Source organism: Rhodococcus sp. IEGM 1241, from assembly GCF_033142365.1.
In the GTDB taxonomy this organism is placed as follows: domain Bacteria; phylum Actinomycetota; class Actinomycetes; order Mycobacteriales; family Mycobacteriaceae; genus Rhodococcus_F; species Rhodococcus_F erythropolis.
Window position 1 is genome coordinate 416,751 of sequence record NZ_JAWLSE010000004.1, and the last position, 16,036, is coordinate 432,786.

The 16,036-nt window shown below is 62.8% G+C and carries 14 protein-coding genes; 11 read left to right on the top strand and 3 right to left on the bottom strand.

All coding sequences use genetic code 11. From position 1 onward, the window contains the following. Nucleotides 1-3: 3 nt before the first annotated feature. Genes R4P70_RS20355 through R4P70_RS20390 form a run of 8 tightly spaced genes read left to right on the top strand, consistent with a single transcriptional unit; the run spans nucleotide 4 to nucleotide 8,534 of the window. Nucleotides 4-1,188 (top strand): MCE family protein, encoded by a 1,185-nt coding sequence (locus R4P70_RS20355; RefSeq protein WP_317831393.1) that lies wholly within the window; start codon nucleotides 4-6, stop codon nucleotides 1,186-1,188. After that, nucleotides 1,188-2,207: an MCE family protein gene (locus tag R4P70_RS20360; RefSeq protein WP_019746999.1), complete on the top strand. Its 1,020-nt coding sequence runs from the start codon at nucleotides 1,188-1,190 to the stop codon at nucleotides 2,205-2,207. The genes R4P70_RS20355 and R4P70_RS20360 overlap by 1 nt, the downstream gene beginning before the upstream one ends. Next, the gene (locus R4P70_RS20365; protein ID WP_021332433.1) at nucleotides 2,204-3,262 is read left to right on the top strand and encodes an MCE family protein; all 1,059 of its coding nucleotides are present in this window, start codon (nucleotides 2,204-2,206) and stop codon (nucleotides 3,260-3,262) included. The genes R4P70_RS20360 and R4P70_RS20365 overlap by 4 nt, the downstream gene beginning before the upstream one ends. After that, complete coding sequence (locus R4P70_RS20370) at nucleotides 3,259-4,563, top strand: MCE family protein (protein ID WP_019747000.1); 1,305 nt, start codon at nucleotides 3,259-3,261, stop codon at nucleotides 4,561-4,563. Before R4P70_RS20365 ends, R4P70_RS20370 begins: the two co-directional genes overlap by 4 nt. Then, complete coding sequence (locus R4P70_RS20375) at nucleotides 4,563-5,810, top strand: MCE family protein (protein ID WP_020968506.1); 1,248 nt, start codon at nucleotides 4,563-4,565, stop codon at nucleotides 5,808-5,810. Before R4P70_RS20370 ends, R4P70_RS20375 begins: the two co-directional genes overlap by 1 nt. Further along, nucleotides 5,807-7,201 (top strand): MCE family protein, encoded by a 1,395-nt coding sequence (locus tag R4P70_RS20380; RefSeq protein ID WP_019747002.1) that lies wholly within the window; start codon nucleotides 5,807-5,809, stop codon nucleotides 7,199-7,201. Before R4P70_RS20375 ends, R4P70_RS20380 begins: the two co-directional genes overlap by 4 nt. Beyond that, the gene (locus R4P70_RS20385) at nucleotides 7,201-8,004 is read left to right on the top strand and encodes a hypothetical protein (RefSeq protein ID WP_092764633.1); all 804 of its coding nucleotides are present in this window, start codon (nucleotides 7,201-7,203) and stop codon (nucleotides 8,002-8,004) included. The genes R4P70_RS20380 and R4P70_RS20385 overlap by 1 nt, the downstream gene beginning before the upstream one ends. Next, entirely contained in the window at nucleotides 8,001-8,534 is a 534-nt protein-coding gene (locus R4P70_RS20390; RefSeq protein WP_019747004.1) for a twin-arginine translocation pathway signal, read from the top strand. The genes R4P70_RS20385 and R4P70_RS20390 overlap by 4 nt, the downstream gene beginning before the upstream one ends. 117 nt (nucleotides 8,535-8,651) lie before the next feature. On the opposite strand, the gene R4P70_RS20395 is transcribed toward R4P70_RS20390, so the two are convergent. Beyond that, on the bottom strand, nucleotides 8,652-10,115 hold the full coding sequence (locus R4P70_RS20395) for a trehalose-6-phosphate synthase (protein ID WP_020906320.1): 1,464 nt from the start codon (nucleotides 10,113-10,115) through the stop codon (nucleotides 8,652-8,654). A gap of 103 nt (nucleotides 10,116-10,218) precedes the next feature. Continuing rightward, complete coding sequence (locus R4P70_RS20400; protein ID WP_020968508.1) at nucleotides 10,219-10,392, bottom strand: hypothetical protein; 174 nt, start codon at nucleotides 10,390-10,392, stop codon at nucleotides 10,219-10,221. Between the two features lie 156 nt (nucleotides 10,393-10,548). On the opposite strand from R4P70_RS20400, the gene R4P70_RS20405 reads away from it, so the two are divergent. Both R4P70_RS20405 and R4P70_RS20410 read left to right on the top strand, forming a co-directional pair. Continuing rightward, nucleotides 10,549-12,303, top strand: a complete 1,755-nt coding sequence (locus tag R4P70_RS20405; protein WP_080712656.1) for an ABC transporter ATP-binding protein — start codon at nucleotides 10,549-10,551, stop codon at nucleotides 12,301-12,303. A gap of 11 nt (nucleotides 12,304-12,314) precedes the next feature. After that, entirely contained in the window at nucleotides 12,315-14,102 is a 1,788-nt protein-coding gene (locus tag R4P70_RS20410) for an ABC transporter ATP-binding protein (RefSeq protein ID WP_372507593.1), read from the top strand. A 44-nt stretch (nucleotides 14,103-14,146) separates the two neighbouring features. Here the strand turns inward: R4P70_RS20410 and R4P70_RS20415 are convergent, their stop codons facing one another. Then, on the bottom strand, nucleotides 14,147-15,082 hold the full coding sequence (locus tag R4P70_RS20415) for a methionyl-tRNA formyltransferase (RefSeq protein WP_007734348.1): 936 nt from the start codon (nucleotides 15,080-15,082) through the stop codon (nucleotides 14,147-14,149). Nucleotides 15,083-15,192: 110 nt separating this feature from the next. Between R4P70_RS20415 and R4P70_RS20420 the strand changes: the two genes are divergently transcribed. After that, a complete protein-coding gene (locus R4P70_RS20420; RefSeq protein WP_020906324.1) occupies nucleotides 15,193-15,996 on the top strand; it encodes an alpha/beta fold hydrolase in 804 nt (267 codons plus the stop codon). Nucleotides 15,997-16,036: the final 40 nt, after the last annotated feature.

Consider the following 16,036-nt stretch of genomic DNA (forward strand, 5'->3'; position numbering starts at 1 on the left):
GCGATGACCGTACCCAGATGGCACAAGAAGTTGGCCGCAGCCGGCCTGGTCCTCGGACTCGTGGCGATCGTCGCCGTTGCTCTCACCATGTTCTCGGGTGGGTTCACCAAGAGCACGCCCATCACCGTGACGTCCACGCGTGCAGGCCTGGTCATGGAACCGAATGCCAAGGTGAAGCTTCGCGGAGTGCAGGTCGGCCGCGTCGAATCGATCTCCCTCGTCGGCGACCAGGCAAACCTGAAGTTGGCGATGGATCCGGGCCAGATGTCGAAGATTCCGTCGAACGCCCGGGTGGAAATCAAGACCACCACGGTGTTCGGTGCGAAGTACGTCAACATCGTGATTCCCGACGATCCGTCGACCCAGCCGATCCAGGAGGGTGCTGTCATCGCCTCGGACAGCGTCACCGTCGAGTTCAACAGTGTCTTCGAACATCTTTCGGACGTACTCGCGAAGATCGAACCGGAAAAGCTCAACGCCACACTCGGCGCGATCTCCACTGCACTCAACGGGCGCGGCGAGTCGCTGGGTGAGGTTCTCGAGCTCGGTGACACCTATCTGAAGAAGATGAATCCGGTTCTGCCGCAGCTCCAGGAAGACTTGGTCGGCGCCGCCGATGTCACCAACCTGTACGCCGACGTGGCACCGGATCTGATGCGCATCCTCGACAACGCCACCGCGGCAAGCGGATCGATCGTGGCGGAGCAGGCAAACCTCGACCTGCTGTTGCTGAACGTCACCGGCCTCGCGGACACCGGCAACGCGTTGTTGACCGACAACGAGCAGAACCTGACCACCGCCCTCGACACTCTGACCGCGACGACGACCCTGCTCGACAAGTACTCGTCGGGTCTGACGTGCTTCATCGTCGGGTTGAACGACGGCCGGATCAAGTTCGAGCCACTGGCAGGCACCGGGGACAAGGCGGCACTGATGCTGAGTGCGAGCTTCATGTACGGCGCCGAGGCGTACCAGAACCCGCAATCTCTCCCCAAGGTCGCGGCCTCCGGTGGACCCAATTGTTATGGTCTGCCCGAATTCGATCCGAAGGTCGACGGGCATGCCCCGTTCGCAGTCACCAACACCGGCAACGTGCCTTTCGTTCCCAACACCGAACTGCGCGTCACCGTGCCGACCATTTTCCAGTATCTCTTCGGTGACTCCTACGAGCAGGAAGACGGGAAGTGATGAGACCGACCACGGTCAAGCTGCTGATTTTCACCGTCGTCATGGCGGTCATCTTCGCCGGACTGGCGATCGTCTTCAGTCAGGTGCGCTTCAGCAGCAGCAACGGATTTCACGCCACGTTCTCGGACGTCTCGGGACTCAAGTCCGGCGACAAGGTACGTATCGCCGGTGTTCCGGTCGGGTCGGTCACCGGAGTGTCCATCGGTGACTCCAACCAGGCCGAGGTCGAGTTCGACGTCGATACCAAGTACTCACTGATGAAGAGCACCAAAGCGACTGTGCGCTACGAGAACCTGGTGGGCGACCGCTACATGGAACTGCTCGAGGGCGCTGGTTCCACCGAGACGCTTTCGTCAGGTGGATCGATTCCAGTCGACCAGACGTCGCCCGCGCTCGATCTGGATCTGCTGCTCGGCGGATTCAAGCCGCTGCTTCGCTCTCTCGACCCCCAGCAGGTCAACGACCTCTCCGGGGCCCTGCTCCAAGTACTCCAAGGCCAGGGTGGAACATTGGTTTCGCTTCTGGGAAACACCAGTTCGTTCACCAGCACGTTGGCGGACCGAGATCAGCTGATCGGGGACGTCATCACCAACCTCAACGACGTACTCGGCACGATCAACGACAAGGGTGATCAGTTCTCCACCACGATCGATCAGCTCCAGCAGTTGGTCAGTGGATTGGCGAAGGACAGTGGCCCGATCGGTAATTCGATCACCGAGATCGCCGGCGCGACCGGAGATCTCGCATCGCTGCTGCAGGCGACACGTCCGGACATCCAGACCCTGATCGGGGAGACCAACCGAACGATGACGCAGCTGGACCTGGGCAAGGACGACATCAATACCGCTCTCGGTCGTCTGCCGTCCGACTACCGGAAGCTGATCCGAGTGGGCACGTACGGAGCGTTCTTCCAGTTCTATCTGTGCGCCAACACTTTCAAGTTCTCCGGACCTGACGGAACGACGATCATCTTGCCCACGGCAGTCCAGGACACGGGAAGGTGCGCAAAAGTCTCATGACCCCTACCCGTGAACGCAATCCGGTACAGATCGGTGTCATCGGTCTCGTCCTGGCGGTGGCAACCGTGGGTGCCACGCTTCAATACGATCAACTCCAGTTCATCAACGGCGGCATTCGCTACTCGGCGTATTTCCAAGATGCCGGCGGCCTGGTCGCCGGCGACAATGTGACCATGGCCGGAGTGAATGTCGGCAAGGTCAGCGACGTCGAACTCGACGACCAGAAGGTACTGGTCACCTTCACCGTTCAGGACGGCGTCGCCCTGGGCGAGCAGACCGCGGCTGACATCAAGACCAACACGGTTCTCGGCCGAAAGTCGTTGGCGGTGCGGCCGGAAGGATCCGGACTGCTGCGCACGGACACGCCGATTCCTATCGAGCGCACCAACTCCCCGTACTCGCTCAACGACGCGCTCGGCGACCTCGGTACCACGGTGTCCGAACTCGACACGGACCAGATCAACGATTCGCTCAACGCTATCTCGGACACGCTGGCCGATACTCCGCCCGAACTGCGCACCGCGTTGGACGGAATGACGCGGCTTTCGCAGAGCATCAACTCACGCGACGAGAGCCTGCTCCAATTGCTCTCGCGGGCCGAAGATGTCACCAAGATCCTCTCCGACAGAAGCGGTCAGATCGATTCGTTGCTGGTTGACGGCAACAAGCTGTTTGCCGAACTCAGCTTGCGGCGTGACGCGATCAGCGAACTGATCGTCAACACCGGCGCAGTCTCACGTCAACTGTCAGCGCTTGTGCAGGAGAACGAGGCTCAGATGGGGCCGACCCTCGAGAAGCTGAATTCGGTCGCCGAGGTTCTTCAGCAGAACAAGGACAACATCGCCGGGGCGCTCGACGGCCTCGGACCGTACATCACCGCGCTCGGCGAGACCGTGGCCAGCGGCCCGTTCTTCGATGCCTTCATCATCAACATTCTGCCGAGTAACTGGTGGAAGACCTTGGTGGACACCAGCGTCGCGCCCGAGCAGGTTCCGGGCGACCTGGAAGACTTCTTCCCCGGCATTCCACCGACGATCAGGGGGCCGGGAGAATGACCGAGACCATGACTTCACAGGATTCACAGGGCTCCACCAACCCACGCAAGAAGTGGGTGCTGATCGGAGCGGGTGTGCTGGTCGCGCTGCTCGTGGCGGGTGCGGCCTACCTCTTCATCCCTGGCCTGGGCAAGACCAAGATCTCCGCGCACTTCGTCTCGACGACAGGTCTCTACGAGGGCGACGTCGTGCGAGTGCTCGGTGTCAACGTCGGCAAGGTGACGAAGATCGAACCGCGTGATCGGGACACGTACGTCGAGATGAAGATCGACTCGAGCGTCGACGTTCCGGCAGATGCCAAGGCGCTCATCGTTGCTCAAAGCCTCGTGTCCGCACGCTTCGTGCAATTGACCCCCGTGTACTCCGGCGGGGAACAGATGCCCAATGGCGGCGAGATCCCGATCGAGCGCACCGCCGTTCCGGTGGAGTGGGACGAGATCAAGACCGAACTGACCAAACTGTCTGACGCCCTCGGACCGGAGGGTCTGGACGATCAGGGTTCCCTCGGCCGATTCATCGACACCGTGGGAACGAACCTCGACGGTAACGGTGAGTCCATTCGGTCGACGTTGCGCGAACTCTCGGCCACGATGCACACGCTGTCCGAAGGCCGGACCGATTTGTTCTCCACCATTCGGAACCTGCAGGCGTTTGTCACTGCCTTGTCCTCGAGCAACGAGCAGATCGTGCAGTTCAGCGGTCACCTCGCTTCGGTGACAAGCGTTCTCGCAAGCAGCTCCGACGAGTTGGGCACCGCCCTCAGCGATCTCGACCTGGCGGTGGGCGACGTTCAGCGGTTCGTCAAGGACAACAGCGAGGGACTGAGCGAATCGGTCGCGCGTCTGGCCGATGCCACCCAGGTACTGACGGACAAGCGCCCGGAGATCGAGCAGGTTCTGCACTCCGGACCGACGTCGCTTGCCAACTTCTATCAGATCTACAAACCGGCTCAGGGCAGCATGACCGGTGCAATTGCACTGAGTAACTTCAAGAATCCGATCCAGTGGATCTGTGGTTCCATCGAAGGCATCGACAGTGGTAACTCCCAGAACAGTGCCGACCTGTGTAAGCAGTACCTCGGGCCGGTGCTCAGCACGATGATCGGCAACTACCCCGGATTCCTGTTCAACCCGGTCGCGGGCGTGCAGGCTTTCCCGGATCAGATCGTCTACACCGAACCGGGATTGGAAGCGGCAAGTCAGAATCAGCCGGAAACTGTCGCAGGACCGATGTCAGGTGCTCCCATGACGAGTGTTCCCAAGGATCTCGCCGAACTCTTCAACATGGGCGGAGGGAACTGATGCGGGTAGCTCGCAAGACCACGGTTGCTGTGTTGGCCACGGCAGTGGCACTCGGCGCCAGCGGTTGTGAATGGAACGGTCTCAACTCTGTGCCGATGCCAGGAACTCAGGGCCGGGGCGAAGGCGCATACGAGGTCCAGATCGAGATGCCGAACGTGACTACGCTGTCGCAGAATTCGCCCGTCCGGGTGGATGACGTGGCAGTGGGAAGCGTTTCGAACATCGAGGTTCAGGGCTGGCACGCTCTGGTGACGGTGTCGCTGAATCCCGAGGTTCAGTTGCCCGCCAACGCGACGGCAAAAATCGGCCAGACAAGCTTGCTCGGCTCTCAGCACATCGAGTTGGCGCCGCCGGTTGGAGAAGAGCCCGAGGGCCGACTCGAAGCCGGTGACCTGATTCCCATCGAGCGGGCGGGCGCTTACCCGACGACGGAACAGACGCTGTCGTCTCTGTCGGTTGTTCTCAACGGCGGCGGTCTCGCTCAGGTTCAGGACATCACGAAGGAACTCAACGCCGCTCTCGGTGGGCGTGAAGATTCCGTTCGAGACCTCCTGCCTCAGCTCGATCAGCTGGTCGGAAGTCTGGACAAGCAACGAGGCGACATCGTTTCGGCGATGGAAGGACTCGATCGACTGTCCTCGACCGTCCAGGCACAGCACGACACCTTGAACAAAGCGCTCGAAGGTATTCCGCCGGCCCTCGAGGTTCTTGTCGCTCAGCGTCAGGACATCACCAACGCGTTGACCTCCCTCGGTGGTCTCAGCGAGGTGGCGAGCCGTGTCATCCAGGAGAGCGGCGACGATTTCGCGACCAATGTTCGGGCTCTTTCGCCGACTCTGAAGGCCTTGGCGGATTCGGGTAACGCTCTCACTCAAGTTCTCGGAGTCCTCTTGACGTTCCCGTTCCCACAGAACGGAATCGACAACGTCATCCGCGGTGACTACGCCAACCTGGCGATGACCATCGACATCTCGCTGCCCCGACTCGACGCGAACTTCCTCACCGGAACTCCGTTGGCCGGAACACTCTCCGGCCCGGAAGGTGTGTTGGGTAAGCAGGCCGGGCTCGCCGGACAGACAGGCAACCCGTTGAGCGATCCGCTCAAGCCTGCCGCACCGCCGGCCCAAGCTCCCGCCGGACAGGCTCCCGCTGCGCAGGCCCCGGCAGCGGATCCGAATACCATTCAGATTCCGGGACTTCCGCCGATCAACATTCCAGGACTTCCTCAGGGGGCACCGGCACCATGATGCTCACAAAGTTCGTCCGTATCCAGCTCACCATCTTCGCCGTCTTGACGGTCGTCGGTTTGATCGTGATGGCCACTCAGTACGTGCGTGTTCCGGCGATGGTCGGTATCGGCCGTTACGACGTCACTGTCGAATTGCCCGCCACCGGTGGGCTGTACAAGAACTCGAACGTCACCTACCGCGGTCAGACCATCGGTGTCGTGAACGCGGTGGAGCTCTCGGAGACGGGTGTGAATGCGCGACTGTCTCTCGAGAGTGGCGTCAAGGTTCCGTCGGACGTCGATGCTGCGGTCAAGAGTGTGTCGGCGATCGGCGAGCAGTTCGTCGACCTGATTCCGCACACCGACAGCTCCGGAGCGATCGTGGTCGACGGGCATCTGGAAAACGGATCGGTGATTCCCGAAGACCGAACCAGCATTCCGCAGGATGTCGGCGCGATGCTTGATCAGGCAGATCTGTTGCTGCAGAGCATTTCCGACACCAAGCTCAAGACCGTCATCGACGAATCCTTCAAGGCGTTCAACGGTGCCGGCCCGGATCTGCAGAAGCTGATCGACTCGGCTCGGCTGTTCGTCGAGGAGGCGAACAACAACTCCGACGCGACCAAGACGCTGATCGAGCAGGCCGGTCCACTCCTGGACACTCAGGTGGTCAGCAGCGACGCCATCCGTTCCTGGACAAGCAATCTGGTGACGTTCACCGACCAGCTCCGAGCCAGCGACCCTGATCTGCGTGCCGTCATCCAGAAGGGTCCGGCCGCAGCGGCGGAGGCGAATGCTCTTCTGCAAGACATGCAGCCGACATTGCCGATTCTTCTGGCGAACCTCGTGTCCGTCGGACAGGTCGGCGTGATCTACAACAACGCGATCGAGCAGATTCTGGTCATCTACCCGCCGCTGGCCGCAGCGCTGGTCACGGTGGCAGGCTCCGGCCCGGCTGCGGATGGTGCACTGGTGGACTTCCACATGGAGGTCAACGACCCGCCGCCGTGCACTACAGGATTCCTGCCCGCAGAGCAGTGGCGCAGTCCGAAGGACGAATCACCGATCGAGACGCCGTCGGATCTCTTCTGCCAGGTTGCCCAGGATTCGCCGATCGCCGTGCGCGGCGCGAGAAACCTTCCCTGCGAGGAGTATCCGGGACGTCGTGCGCCGACGGTCGAACAGTGCCGTTCCGGCTACGTACCGATGGGCACGAACCCGCAATCCGGGCCTCCGGAACCGATTACCGCGACCCCGAGCTCGTACACGTCGACGCCTTCGGTCTCGGCTCGTCGGTACGATCCGATTACAGGCACGTACATCGGGCCGGACGGAAGGACGTACTCGCAACCGAACCTCGGTGGCGGCGACGTCAGTCTCGAACAGTTCATGAAGGGTCAGCAGGGTTGATGACAGACGAAGATCCACAGGCCGGGCAGCGGGTGCGCCGTCGCGCGTCCCGCAGCGCCGGACCCACGGGTGCGGATGCAGACGCTGCCGCGGTAGTAGTGCCCACCGAAAAGAAGTCGGCCGAACAGAAGCCAGCCGAGCAGAAGGCGACTGAGCAGAAGGTGGCTGAGCAGAAGGCGGCGGCGCCAGTTGCTTTGGGCAAGCCCGATACTCCACCTGAGAAGGTCGTCAGCGGTGATCAGGTCGCGACCAAGGCTGAGCAGGCCGGCACCGCCGAAACCCCCGCAGAAACTGCTGTGGACACCCCTGTTCGTTCGAAGCCCAAGGCCGGGTTGGTAGTCGGGATCGCCGTTGCTTCGGTGATCGCTGTTGCTCTTGCGGCCCTGACGGTGTTTCTTCTCGTCGACCGGAACAAGGCGTCCAATGCCGACGAGGACCGAGCCCGCTACGTGGCCGGTGCCCGGACCACCGCACTGAATCTGACGACACTGCACGCGGATACAGCGGCTGCCGACCTCGACAAGTTCCTCGCCGGCACCACCGACGAGTTCAAGTCGCAGTTCGACGGACGCAAGGATTCGTTTGTCAACGTCCTCGGGCAGGCCGGAGTTCAGACCGACGGCGAGGTACTCGAAGCCGGGTTCGAGAAGTCCGACGGCGATTGCGGGACTTCATTGGTCGCGGTGCGTGCGATGCAGAAGAACGGCGACGAAGCGCCCGCTGAACGCAACTACCGACTCCGAATCACCATGTGCGACGTCGACGGGCAGTTGCTTGCCTCGAATGTGGAGTTTGTGCCATGACCCCAGAAGTAATCCCCGAGACGTCCAAGCCCAAGCGCGTCTCACCGCTCGCCATCGTTCTGTGCGTCATCAGTGCAGTGGCCATCGCGTTGGCGGCAGTGTCGGCGTATCTCTACTTCGGTCCGGGTGGAACGCGTGACATTGCGGCGATCGATCAGACCAGAGACGAAGTGGCACAGGCCTCTTCCGATCAGGCGGTTGCGATGTTCCAGTACGACTACAACAACGTCGACCAGCAGTTGCACGCGGCCACAGACGGTTTGACGGGCGATTTCCAGGGCACGTTCACCAACCTGATCGAATCGGTGATCATTCCGGGAGCCAAGGAAAAGTCGCTGACCGTTCAGGTAGTCGTCCAGGGCGCCGCGGTTCTCGACGCCGAGGCAGACAGTGCGACGACGATGCTGTTCCTCAATCAGATCACTACGTCTTCGGAATCACCCGAAGCCGTCGCCAGTGGTAGTCGCGTCAAGATGAGTCTGGAGAAGCAGGACGGGCGTTGGCTCGTGAACAACGTCCAACCCTTCTGATCGATCACCTGAAACAGGCTGGGGTCGATCACCTGAAACAGGCTGGGGTCGATCACCTGAAACAGGCTGGGGCCGCGGAGATTCACTCTCCGCGGCCCCAGCCTTTGTGCACTGTCCTCAGTGGTCTTGTGCTTCGGCCGGGGCGATCAGCGCCGGACCTGCGGCACCGCCGTGCGCGAGCGCGTCGAGGAACGAGCGTGCCCAGCGGTCGACGTCGTGGGTCAGGACCTGACGACGTAGCGCACGCATGTGGCGTCGGCCGTCCTCTCGCGGTTGATTGAGGGCCTTCTCCATCGAATCCTTGACGTCGTCGAGGTCGTGGGGATTGCACAGGAAAGCCTGGCGGAGTTCTGCTGCAGCGCCGGTGAATTCGCTGAGCAGCAATGCGCCGCCCAGATCACTGCGGCAGGCGACGTACTCCTTGGCGACCAGGTTCATACCGTCACGCAGCGGCGTGACCAGCATGAGGTCGGCAGCGACGAAGAACGCGACCAGTTCGTCGCGGGGGATCGGCCGATGGATGTAGTGGACGACGGGGCGACCGACTTCGCTGAACTCGCCGTTGATCCGGGAGACCTTCTGCTCGATGTCTCCGCGCATCTGTACGTAGCTTTCGACACGTTCGCGGCTCGGGGTCGCCAACTGCACCATGACCGTGTCGGCGGGATCGATGCGCTTCTCCATGAGAAGTTCGTGGAGTGCGGCGAGCCTGACGTCGATGCCCTTGGTGTAGTCGAGGCGGTCGACGCCCAGCATGATGTGCTTGGGGTTTCCGAGTTCTTTGCGAATCTGCTTGGCGCGGTCTCGAATTGCCTTGGTGCGTGATAGCTCGTCGAGCTTGCCGGAGTCGATGGAGATGGGGAATGCACCGACGCGGACGCTACGGAAACCTACTTGCACCACACCGAGTTTGGAGCGGACGCCGACGGTTCCGCGTGAAGTCTGCTGTCCGGCAAGGCGTCTGGCCAGATAGAGGAAGTTCTGTGCGCCACCCGGAAGGTGGAAGCCGATGAGGTCGGCGCCGAGGAGGCCTTCGACGATCTCGGTGCGCCACGGCATCTGCATGAACAGCTCGACCGGGGGAAACGGAATGTGCAGGAAGAATCCGATGGTGAGGTCGGGGCGCAGCATCCGCAGCATCTTCGGTACCAACTGCAGCTGGTAGTCCTGGATCCAGACGGTTGCGCCCTGAGCCGCTGCCTTGGAAGTGGCTTCGGCGAACCGCCGATTCACCTCGACGTAGGCGTTCCACCATTCGCGGTGGTACTCGGGTTTGACGATGACGTCGTGATAGAGCGGCCAGAGGGTGGCGTTGGAGAACCCCTCGTAGTACTCGTTGATCTCCTCGGCGCTCAGCGGCACGGGGTAGAGCTCGAGTCCGTCTTCGACGATGGGGTCGAGATCGGCGTCGGGCACGCCCGCCCAGCCCACCCACGCGCCCTGATTGCTGCGCAGAATCGGCTCGAGAGCGGTGACCAGTCCACCGGGGCTCCGCTTCCAGCGGGTGGTGCCGTCGGGAAGCCGTTCCAAGTCGACGGGCAGGCGGTTCGCTACGACGACGAACTCAGCCTGCCCGGACACGGTGTCACCGGTCGAAGAAGCAAGTGCGCTGTCAGAAAGGGTTGAACTGGTCGAATCCGGACTGACAGGCACGTGGTTCCTTCTCGGTCGGTGAGGGAAAGATTCAGTCGAGCTTGGCGGCGGGAGAGATACCGAGCATCGAGAGCAGCATCCTGCACTCGTCGGCATCCTCCGCGTATGCAGCGACAACGTGCTGCGCCATGCGCGCTGTTTCCTCGGCGACGGTCTCGATTTCCTCGTCCGCGATCTCGGTTTCGACGGTCGTGTTCTCAGCCATCATGTTCCTCTCGTGCTTGCCTGCACGGCGCAAGCAATGTTTCTTACTCGCGACTCTATGAGAACTGGGCGTGTCGACGCTAGTTGCTCATGTATTAGGGTCGACTTACTTATCTCTGTACTCAACTTTATCGCTTCCATCGATGCTTGGAGTTCCATGAGTTCGACCCCCTCGAGTGTGACCGTCGACTCGGACGAGCCCGATAGTGGCAATCACAGTGGTGCTGCGATTTTGCGACGCGTCCTCGTCCGCAACCGTCGCCCGCTCGCTATCGGCACGGTTCTGGTCTGTCTGCACCAACTGACCGAGACGGCGGTGCCGATCTCCATCGGTGTGATCATCGACCGTGCGGTGGAGACTTCAGACACCACGGCCCTGATCGTCTCCATCGTCGGCCTCGCGGCTCTGTTTCTCGTTCTGACGGCCGCGTGGCGCTTCGGTGCACGCTTCATCGTCACCGCGATGCAGCAGGAGGCTCATCGCCTCCGGCTCGAGGTGGCGCACCGCGTCCTCGATCCGCGTGGGGTGCGCACCGATCTGCGTTCAGGTGAACTGCTGACTGTTTCGACATCGGACGCCGAGCAGACTTCGTGGATCGCGGACATCGTCCCGCGCGCGGCTGCGGCCCTGACGGCTGCGGTCGCGTCGGCCGCGGCTTTGGTGTGGATCGACCTCTGGCTGGGATTGGCCGTTCTGATCGGAACGCCGGTCATTCTCGGTCTGCTGCAATTGGCGGCGCCGCTCATCACGTCGAGGGCCACCGGTCAGCAGGCGTCGATCGCGCGGGCGTCGGCGATGGCTACGGATCTGGTCAGCGGATTGCGTCCACTGCGCGGTATCGGCGGTGAGAAGACCGCGTCGGCTCGCTATCGCACAGTCAGCCGTCAGGCGCTCGCGTCGACGATCGGCACGGCCAAGGCGACCGGTATCTACACCGGCGTTGCCGCGACCGTCAGTGCGTTGCTCGCGGTCGGTGTTGCGGGCTTCGCCGGGTACTTCGCGTTGCAGGGCCGGATCACGGTCGGTGAACTGATCACCGTGGTGGGGCTTGCGCAGTTCATCATCGAACCGCTCGGATTGCTTGCGTCCATTCCCGGATACTTCGCGGTGGCGCGGGCGTCGTCGGATCGACTGGCATTGGTCTTGGACGCGGAGCCACTGCGGGGCGCGGGTTCGCAGACCGAACTCGAAGGCACCGACCTGACCCTCGACGGAGTCGAGTACAAGTCGCTCAAGGGCATCGACTTGCACCTGCCTGCGGGAGAACTGCTGGGCGTCGTGGCTTACCAGCCGCAGGACGCCGACGCTCTTGTCGCGGTCCTGTCCGGTCAGCTGGCTCAGGGCGCGTATCGCGGAGTGGTGAGGGTTGGCGGAATCAGCCTGTCCGACATGGACTTGCGATTGGCGCGTCGGACGGTGTTGGTGGAGCCGCACATCACCGATCTGTTCTCCGGGTCCCTCGCCTCGAACGTCACTGCGGGCGCCGGTGATGCCGCTGCTCTCGACATCCAGAGCGCTCTGGCAGCGTCGGCAGCGGCGGATGTCGTCGACGCACATCCGGACGGTCTCGACCTCGAAGTGACCGATAGAGGCGCCAGTTTGTCGGGAGGTCAGCGACAACGCGTCGCCCTCGCGCGCGCCTTGGTGGCACAGGCACCCGTGATGGTCCTGCACGATCCGACTACGGCAGTGGACGCGGTGACCGAGGCGTCTATCGCCGAAGGAATCGCAGAACTGCGGCACGAGGGTGCCGGTGGCATCCACACGACGGTATTGATCACCAGCAGCCCCGCTTTGCTGGCTGTGACGGATCGAGTGATCGTCTTGAACGACGGAGTGATTGCCTCGATCGGCACACATTCCGAACTCTCTCGCGGCGACGCGAACTACCGAGGAGCGGTGCTGCGGTGACGGCCACGGACATGACTACCGATATGCCGGCCGGGGAGAACGCGGAGAAGGTGACCGAGCGCGAGCTGTTGCCGATCGCGGGTGGTCGACAGACCTGGAAGTGGTTGCGGGCAGCGCTGGCCGAACACCGGATGCAGAGCCTGTTGGTCCTGATCGTCGCGGCTTCGGCGTCGGCGATGGCCTTGGTGCCGATTTACGTATTCGGTGTCCTGGTCGACCGGGTCCGGGACAACGCGCCCACGTCGACGATCGTCGGGGTGGTCGTGATCATCGCCGCCGCCGCAATCGTGGGCGGTGTGTTCACCGGTGTGGCCGCCTATCTGATCAAGCGACTCGGCGAGACGATTCTGGCGGACCTGCGCGAGCGAACCGTGGACCGGGCACTGCGCCTGCCGATCCAGACCGTCGAGAAGGTCGGCAAGGGCGATCTGCTCTCACGAGTCGGCGACGACGTGTCGGTGATCGCCAAGGCCGTGTCCGACGTGGTTCCCGGCATGATCGCAGCAGTTCTGCTCGTGGCTCTGAGCATGGTGACCATGCTCGGACTCGACTGGCGCCTCGGCCTCGCCGGAATGGTCGCGCTGCCGATGTACGCGTTGGCGCTCAAGTGGTACCTGCCACGATCGGCTCCCATTTACGCTGCCGAGCGGGTAGCGATGGGCGCTCGTTCACAAGCGCTCATCAGCAGCCTCCAGGGTGCCAAGACGGTCCGCGCGTACAGCCTCGAGAAGGAACACCTCGGTCAGATAGATGCGGCGTCGGCAAAAGCGCGTGATCTGGCCGTCGGCGTGTTCGGCCTGTTCACGAGGTTCGCCGGTCGCGGTAACCGCGCCGAATTCGTGGGCTTGTCCATGATTCTTGTCGTCGGATTCCTGCTGGTCCGTGAGGACGTCGTGACAGTAGGCCAGACGACGACTGCTGCTCTGCTGTTCCATCGCCTGTTCAACCCGATCGGCTCGCTGCTTTACACCTTCGACGAAGTGCAGTCGGCCGGCGCCAGCCTCGCGCGACTGGTCGGCGTCGTCGAGATCGAGGAAACGGAGCCTTCGACGGATGCAGGTTCCGTTCCGGCCGACGGTTCGCTGCGTCTGGACGACATTCGGCACAGTTACGACGGTGGCCATGAGGTTCTCCACGGAGTGAGCCTCACCCTGCGAGCGGGGGAGCGCGTGGCGCTCGTCGGTTCGACCGGAGCCGGAAAAACGACGCTCGCGGCGATCGCTGCCGGTTCGATCACCCCGACGTCGGGGCGGGTGTCGATCGGTGGTGTCCCGCTTGCCGACCTCGACGACCTACGACGCCACATCGCGATCGTGAGTCAGGAGGTCCATGTCTTTGCCGGACCCTTGATCGAGGATCTGAGATTGGCCGCTCCCGAATCCTCGGACGAGGACGTAGCCGCGGCACTGCGGACGGTCGGCGCGTACGAGTGGGTGGAGGCTCTCGACGAGGGAATGCTGACCGTCGTGGGCGAAGGCGGGCACGAGATGACGGCGGCACAGGCGCAGCAGTTGGCTTTGGCGCGACTGGTGTTGGCCGACCCGGCCGTCGCGGTACTGGACGAAGCAACAGCGGAGGCGGGCAGCGCCGGAGCACGGGAACTGGAAGCGACTGCCGACGCCGCTACGGAGGGCCGCACCACTCTGGTTGTCGCACACCGGCTTACACAGGCTGCGGGCGCCGACCGAGTGATCGTGCTCGAACACGGACAGATCGTAGAAGAAGGCCCGCACCGCGAACTGGTGTCCGCGGGCGGGCGTTACGCACAACTGTGGGCGGCCTGGGAAGGTCGCGACTGAGGGGTTTGTACTGGGGTTTGTACTGAGGGGGTCTGATCAGACGATCAGGTGAGGTACCCGCCGCCGTGGGGGAAGAACTCGGCGGCGGTGTACTCGCTGCCGTCGTCGAGTCGGACGCGCTCGATCCGCAGTCCCTTGTTCTTGCCCGACCATGCGTCGGGGCCCGCGACGATCACCATGCCGTCATCTTCTTGAATGAACACTCGGCCGGGGGTTCCTCCGTAGTGCCCGCGTGAGACGGACGCCTTCAGGATGCGGATGCGCTGGCCCTTGAACTCCGCGAAAGCGTTGGGGTACGGATCGGACTGTGCCCGGACGAAACGCTCGATGACCTCGGCCGGCCAGGACCAGTCGACGTGGCTGTCCTGTGGTGCACGCTTGTGGAAGAACGTGGCCTGCGATCGGTCCTGCGGCGTCCAGTCGGTCCGCCCGGACGCGATCAGATCCAGGGCGTCGAGTGTGATGGGGCCGATCATGTCGATCGTGCGGTGGAACAGATCGGTGACGGTGTCGGTCGGGCCGACCGTCGTCGAACGCTGCAGCACGATGTCGCCCGCATCGAGTTCCTCGTCCATCAGGTGTGCCGTGAGGCCGACTTCTTCTTCGCCGTTGATCAGAGCCCAGATGAGCGGGGAGAATCCCGTGTACTTGGGTAGCAGCGAATCGTGGATGTTGAGGGTGCCGTACTTAGGTGCGTCGAAGACCTCCGCCGGCAGCCAGGTACGCCAGTTGTTGGCGACGATGATGTCGGGAGCTGCTTCGGCCAGCGCGGCTTTGAAGGCGTCGTCAGGCTTGTTCGCCACGTGAACGGGTACACCGTTCTCGGCCGCCAGATCTGCAACCGAGTCCGCCCACATCTGTTCGTAGACGTGCTCACTCTTCGGGTGTGTGATTGCCAGCACGACCTCGTGATCGGAGTCGATCAAGGCCTGCAGGGTACGGTGGCCCCAGGTTTGGTATCCGAGCGTAGCGACTCTCAACGGGGGTCCTCCTGGACGAGCATGGGCTGGGGTTGCGGTCACACGACCGCCCATCAGCTTAGGCTATCCAACCAAAATTGTTGATCACACGTACGAGGAGGAAGGCTGACATGACGGTCGCCACAATCAACGGAATCCCCATCAATTACCAGGTCAAGGGTGATGGAGATCTGGTGGTGCTCATCATGGGGACCGGCAGCCCCGGCCGCGTCTGGGATCTGCACCAGACCCCGGCGCTGGTGGCCGCCGGCTACCGAGTCTGCACCTTCGACAACCGCGGAATCGCACCGTCCGGCGAGAGCCTCGGCGGCATCACGATGCCCGACATGGTTGCGGACACCGCCGGACTGATCGAGCACCTCGGTGGCGGCCCCGCCCATGTCATCGGAACCTCGATGGGCGCCCGGGTGGCGCAGGAACTGACGCTCGCCAGGCCCGATCTGGTTCGCAAAGCAGTGTTCCTCGCCGGCCACGCCCGGATGGATCATTTCCAGCAGGTCCTGACCGAGGGTGAGCGCCAGTTGTTCGACAGTGGCGTCGCTCTGCCGGCCAAATACCGTGCCGCAGTGACCGCGGTGATGAACCTTTCGCCGGCCACGCTGGCAGACGATCACTCCGCGCGCGACTGGATGGATATCTTCGAGTTCACCGGCGGCGCAACGTCACCGGGTGTTCGCGCGCAGCTCGGTATGGACCGCGCCTTCGATCGACGGGGCGCGTACAAGTCGATCATGCGCCCCTGCCTGTCCGTCGCTTTCGCCGACGACCGCATGATCCCGCCCTACCTCTCCCGCGAGGTGGCGGACTGCATCGCGACGGCGTCGTTCGAAGAGATTCCCGACGCCGGACACTACGGGTACCTCGAGCGTCCGGAGGCCGTGAACAAGGTGCTGATCGACTTCCTGGCGAAGTAGTTTTCCGCATGCGAGAAAGGGCCTGACCTGCTGACTGCAG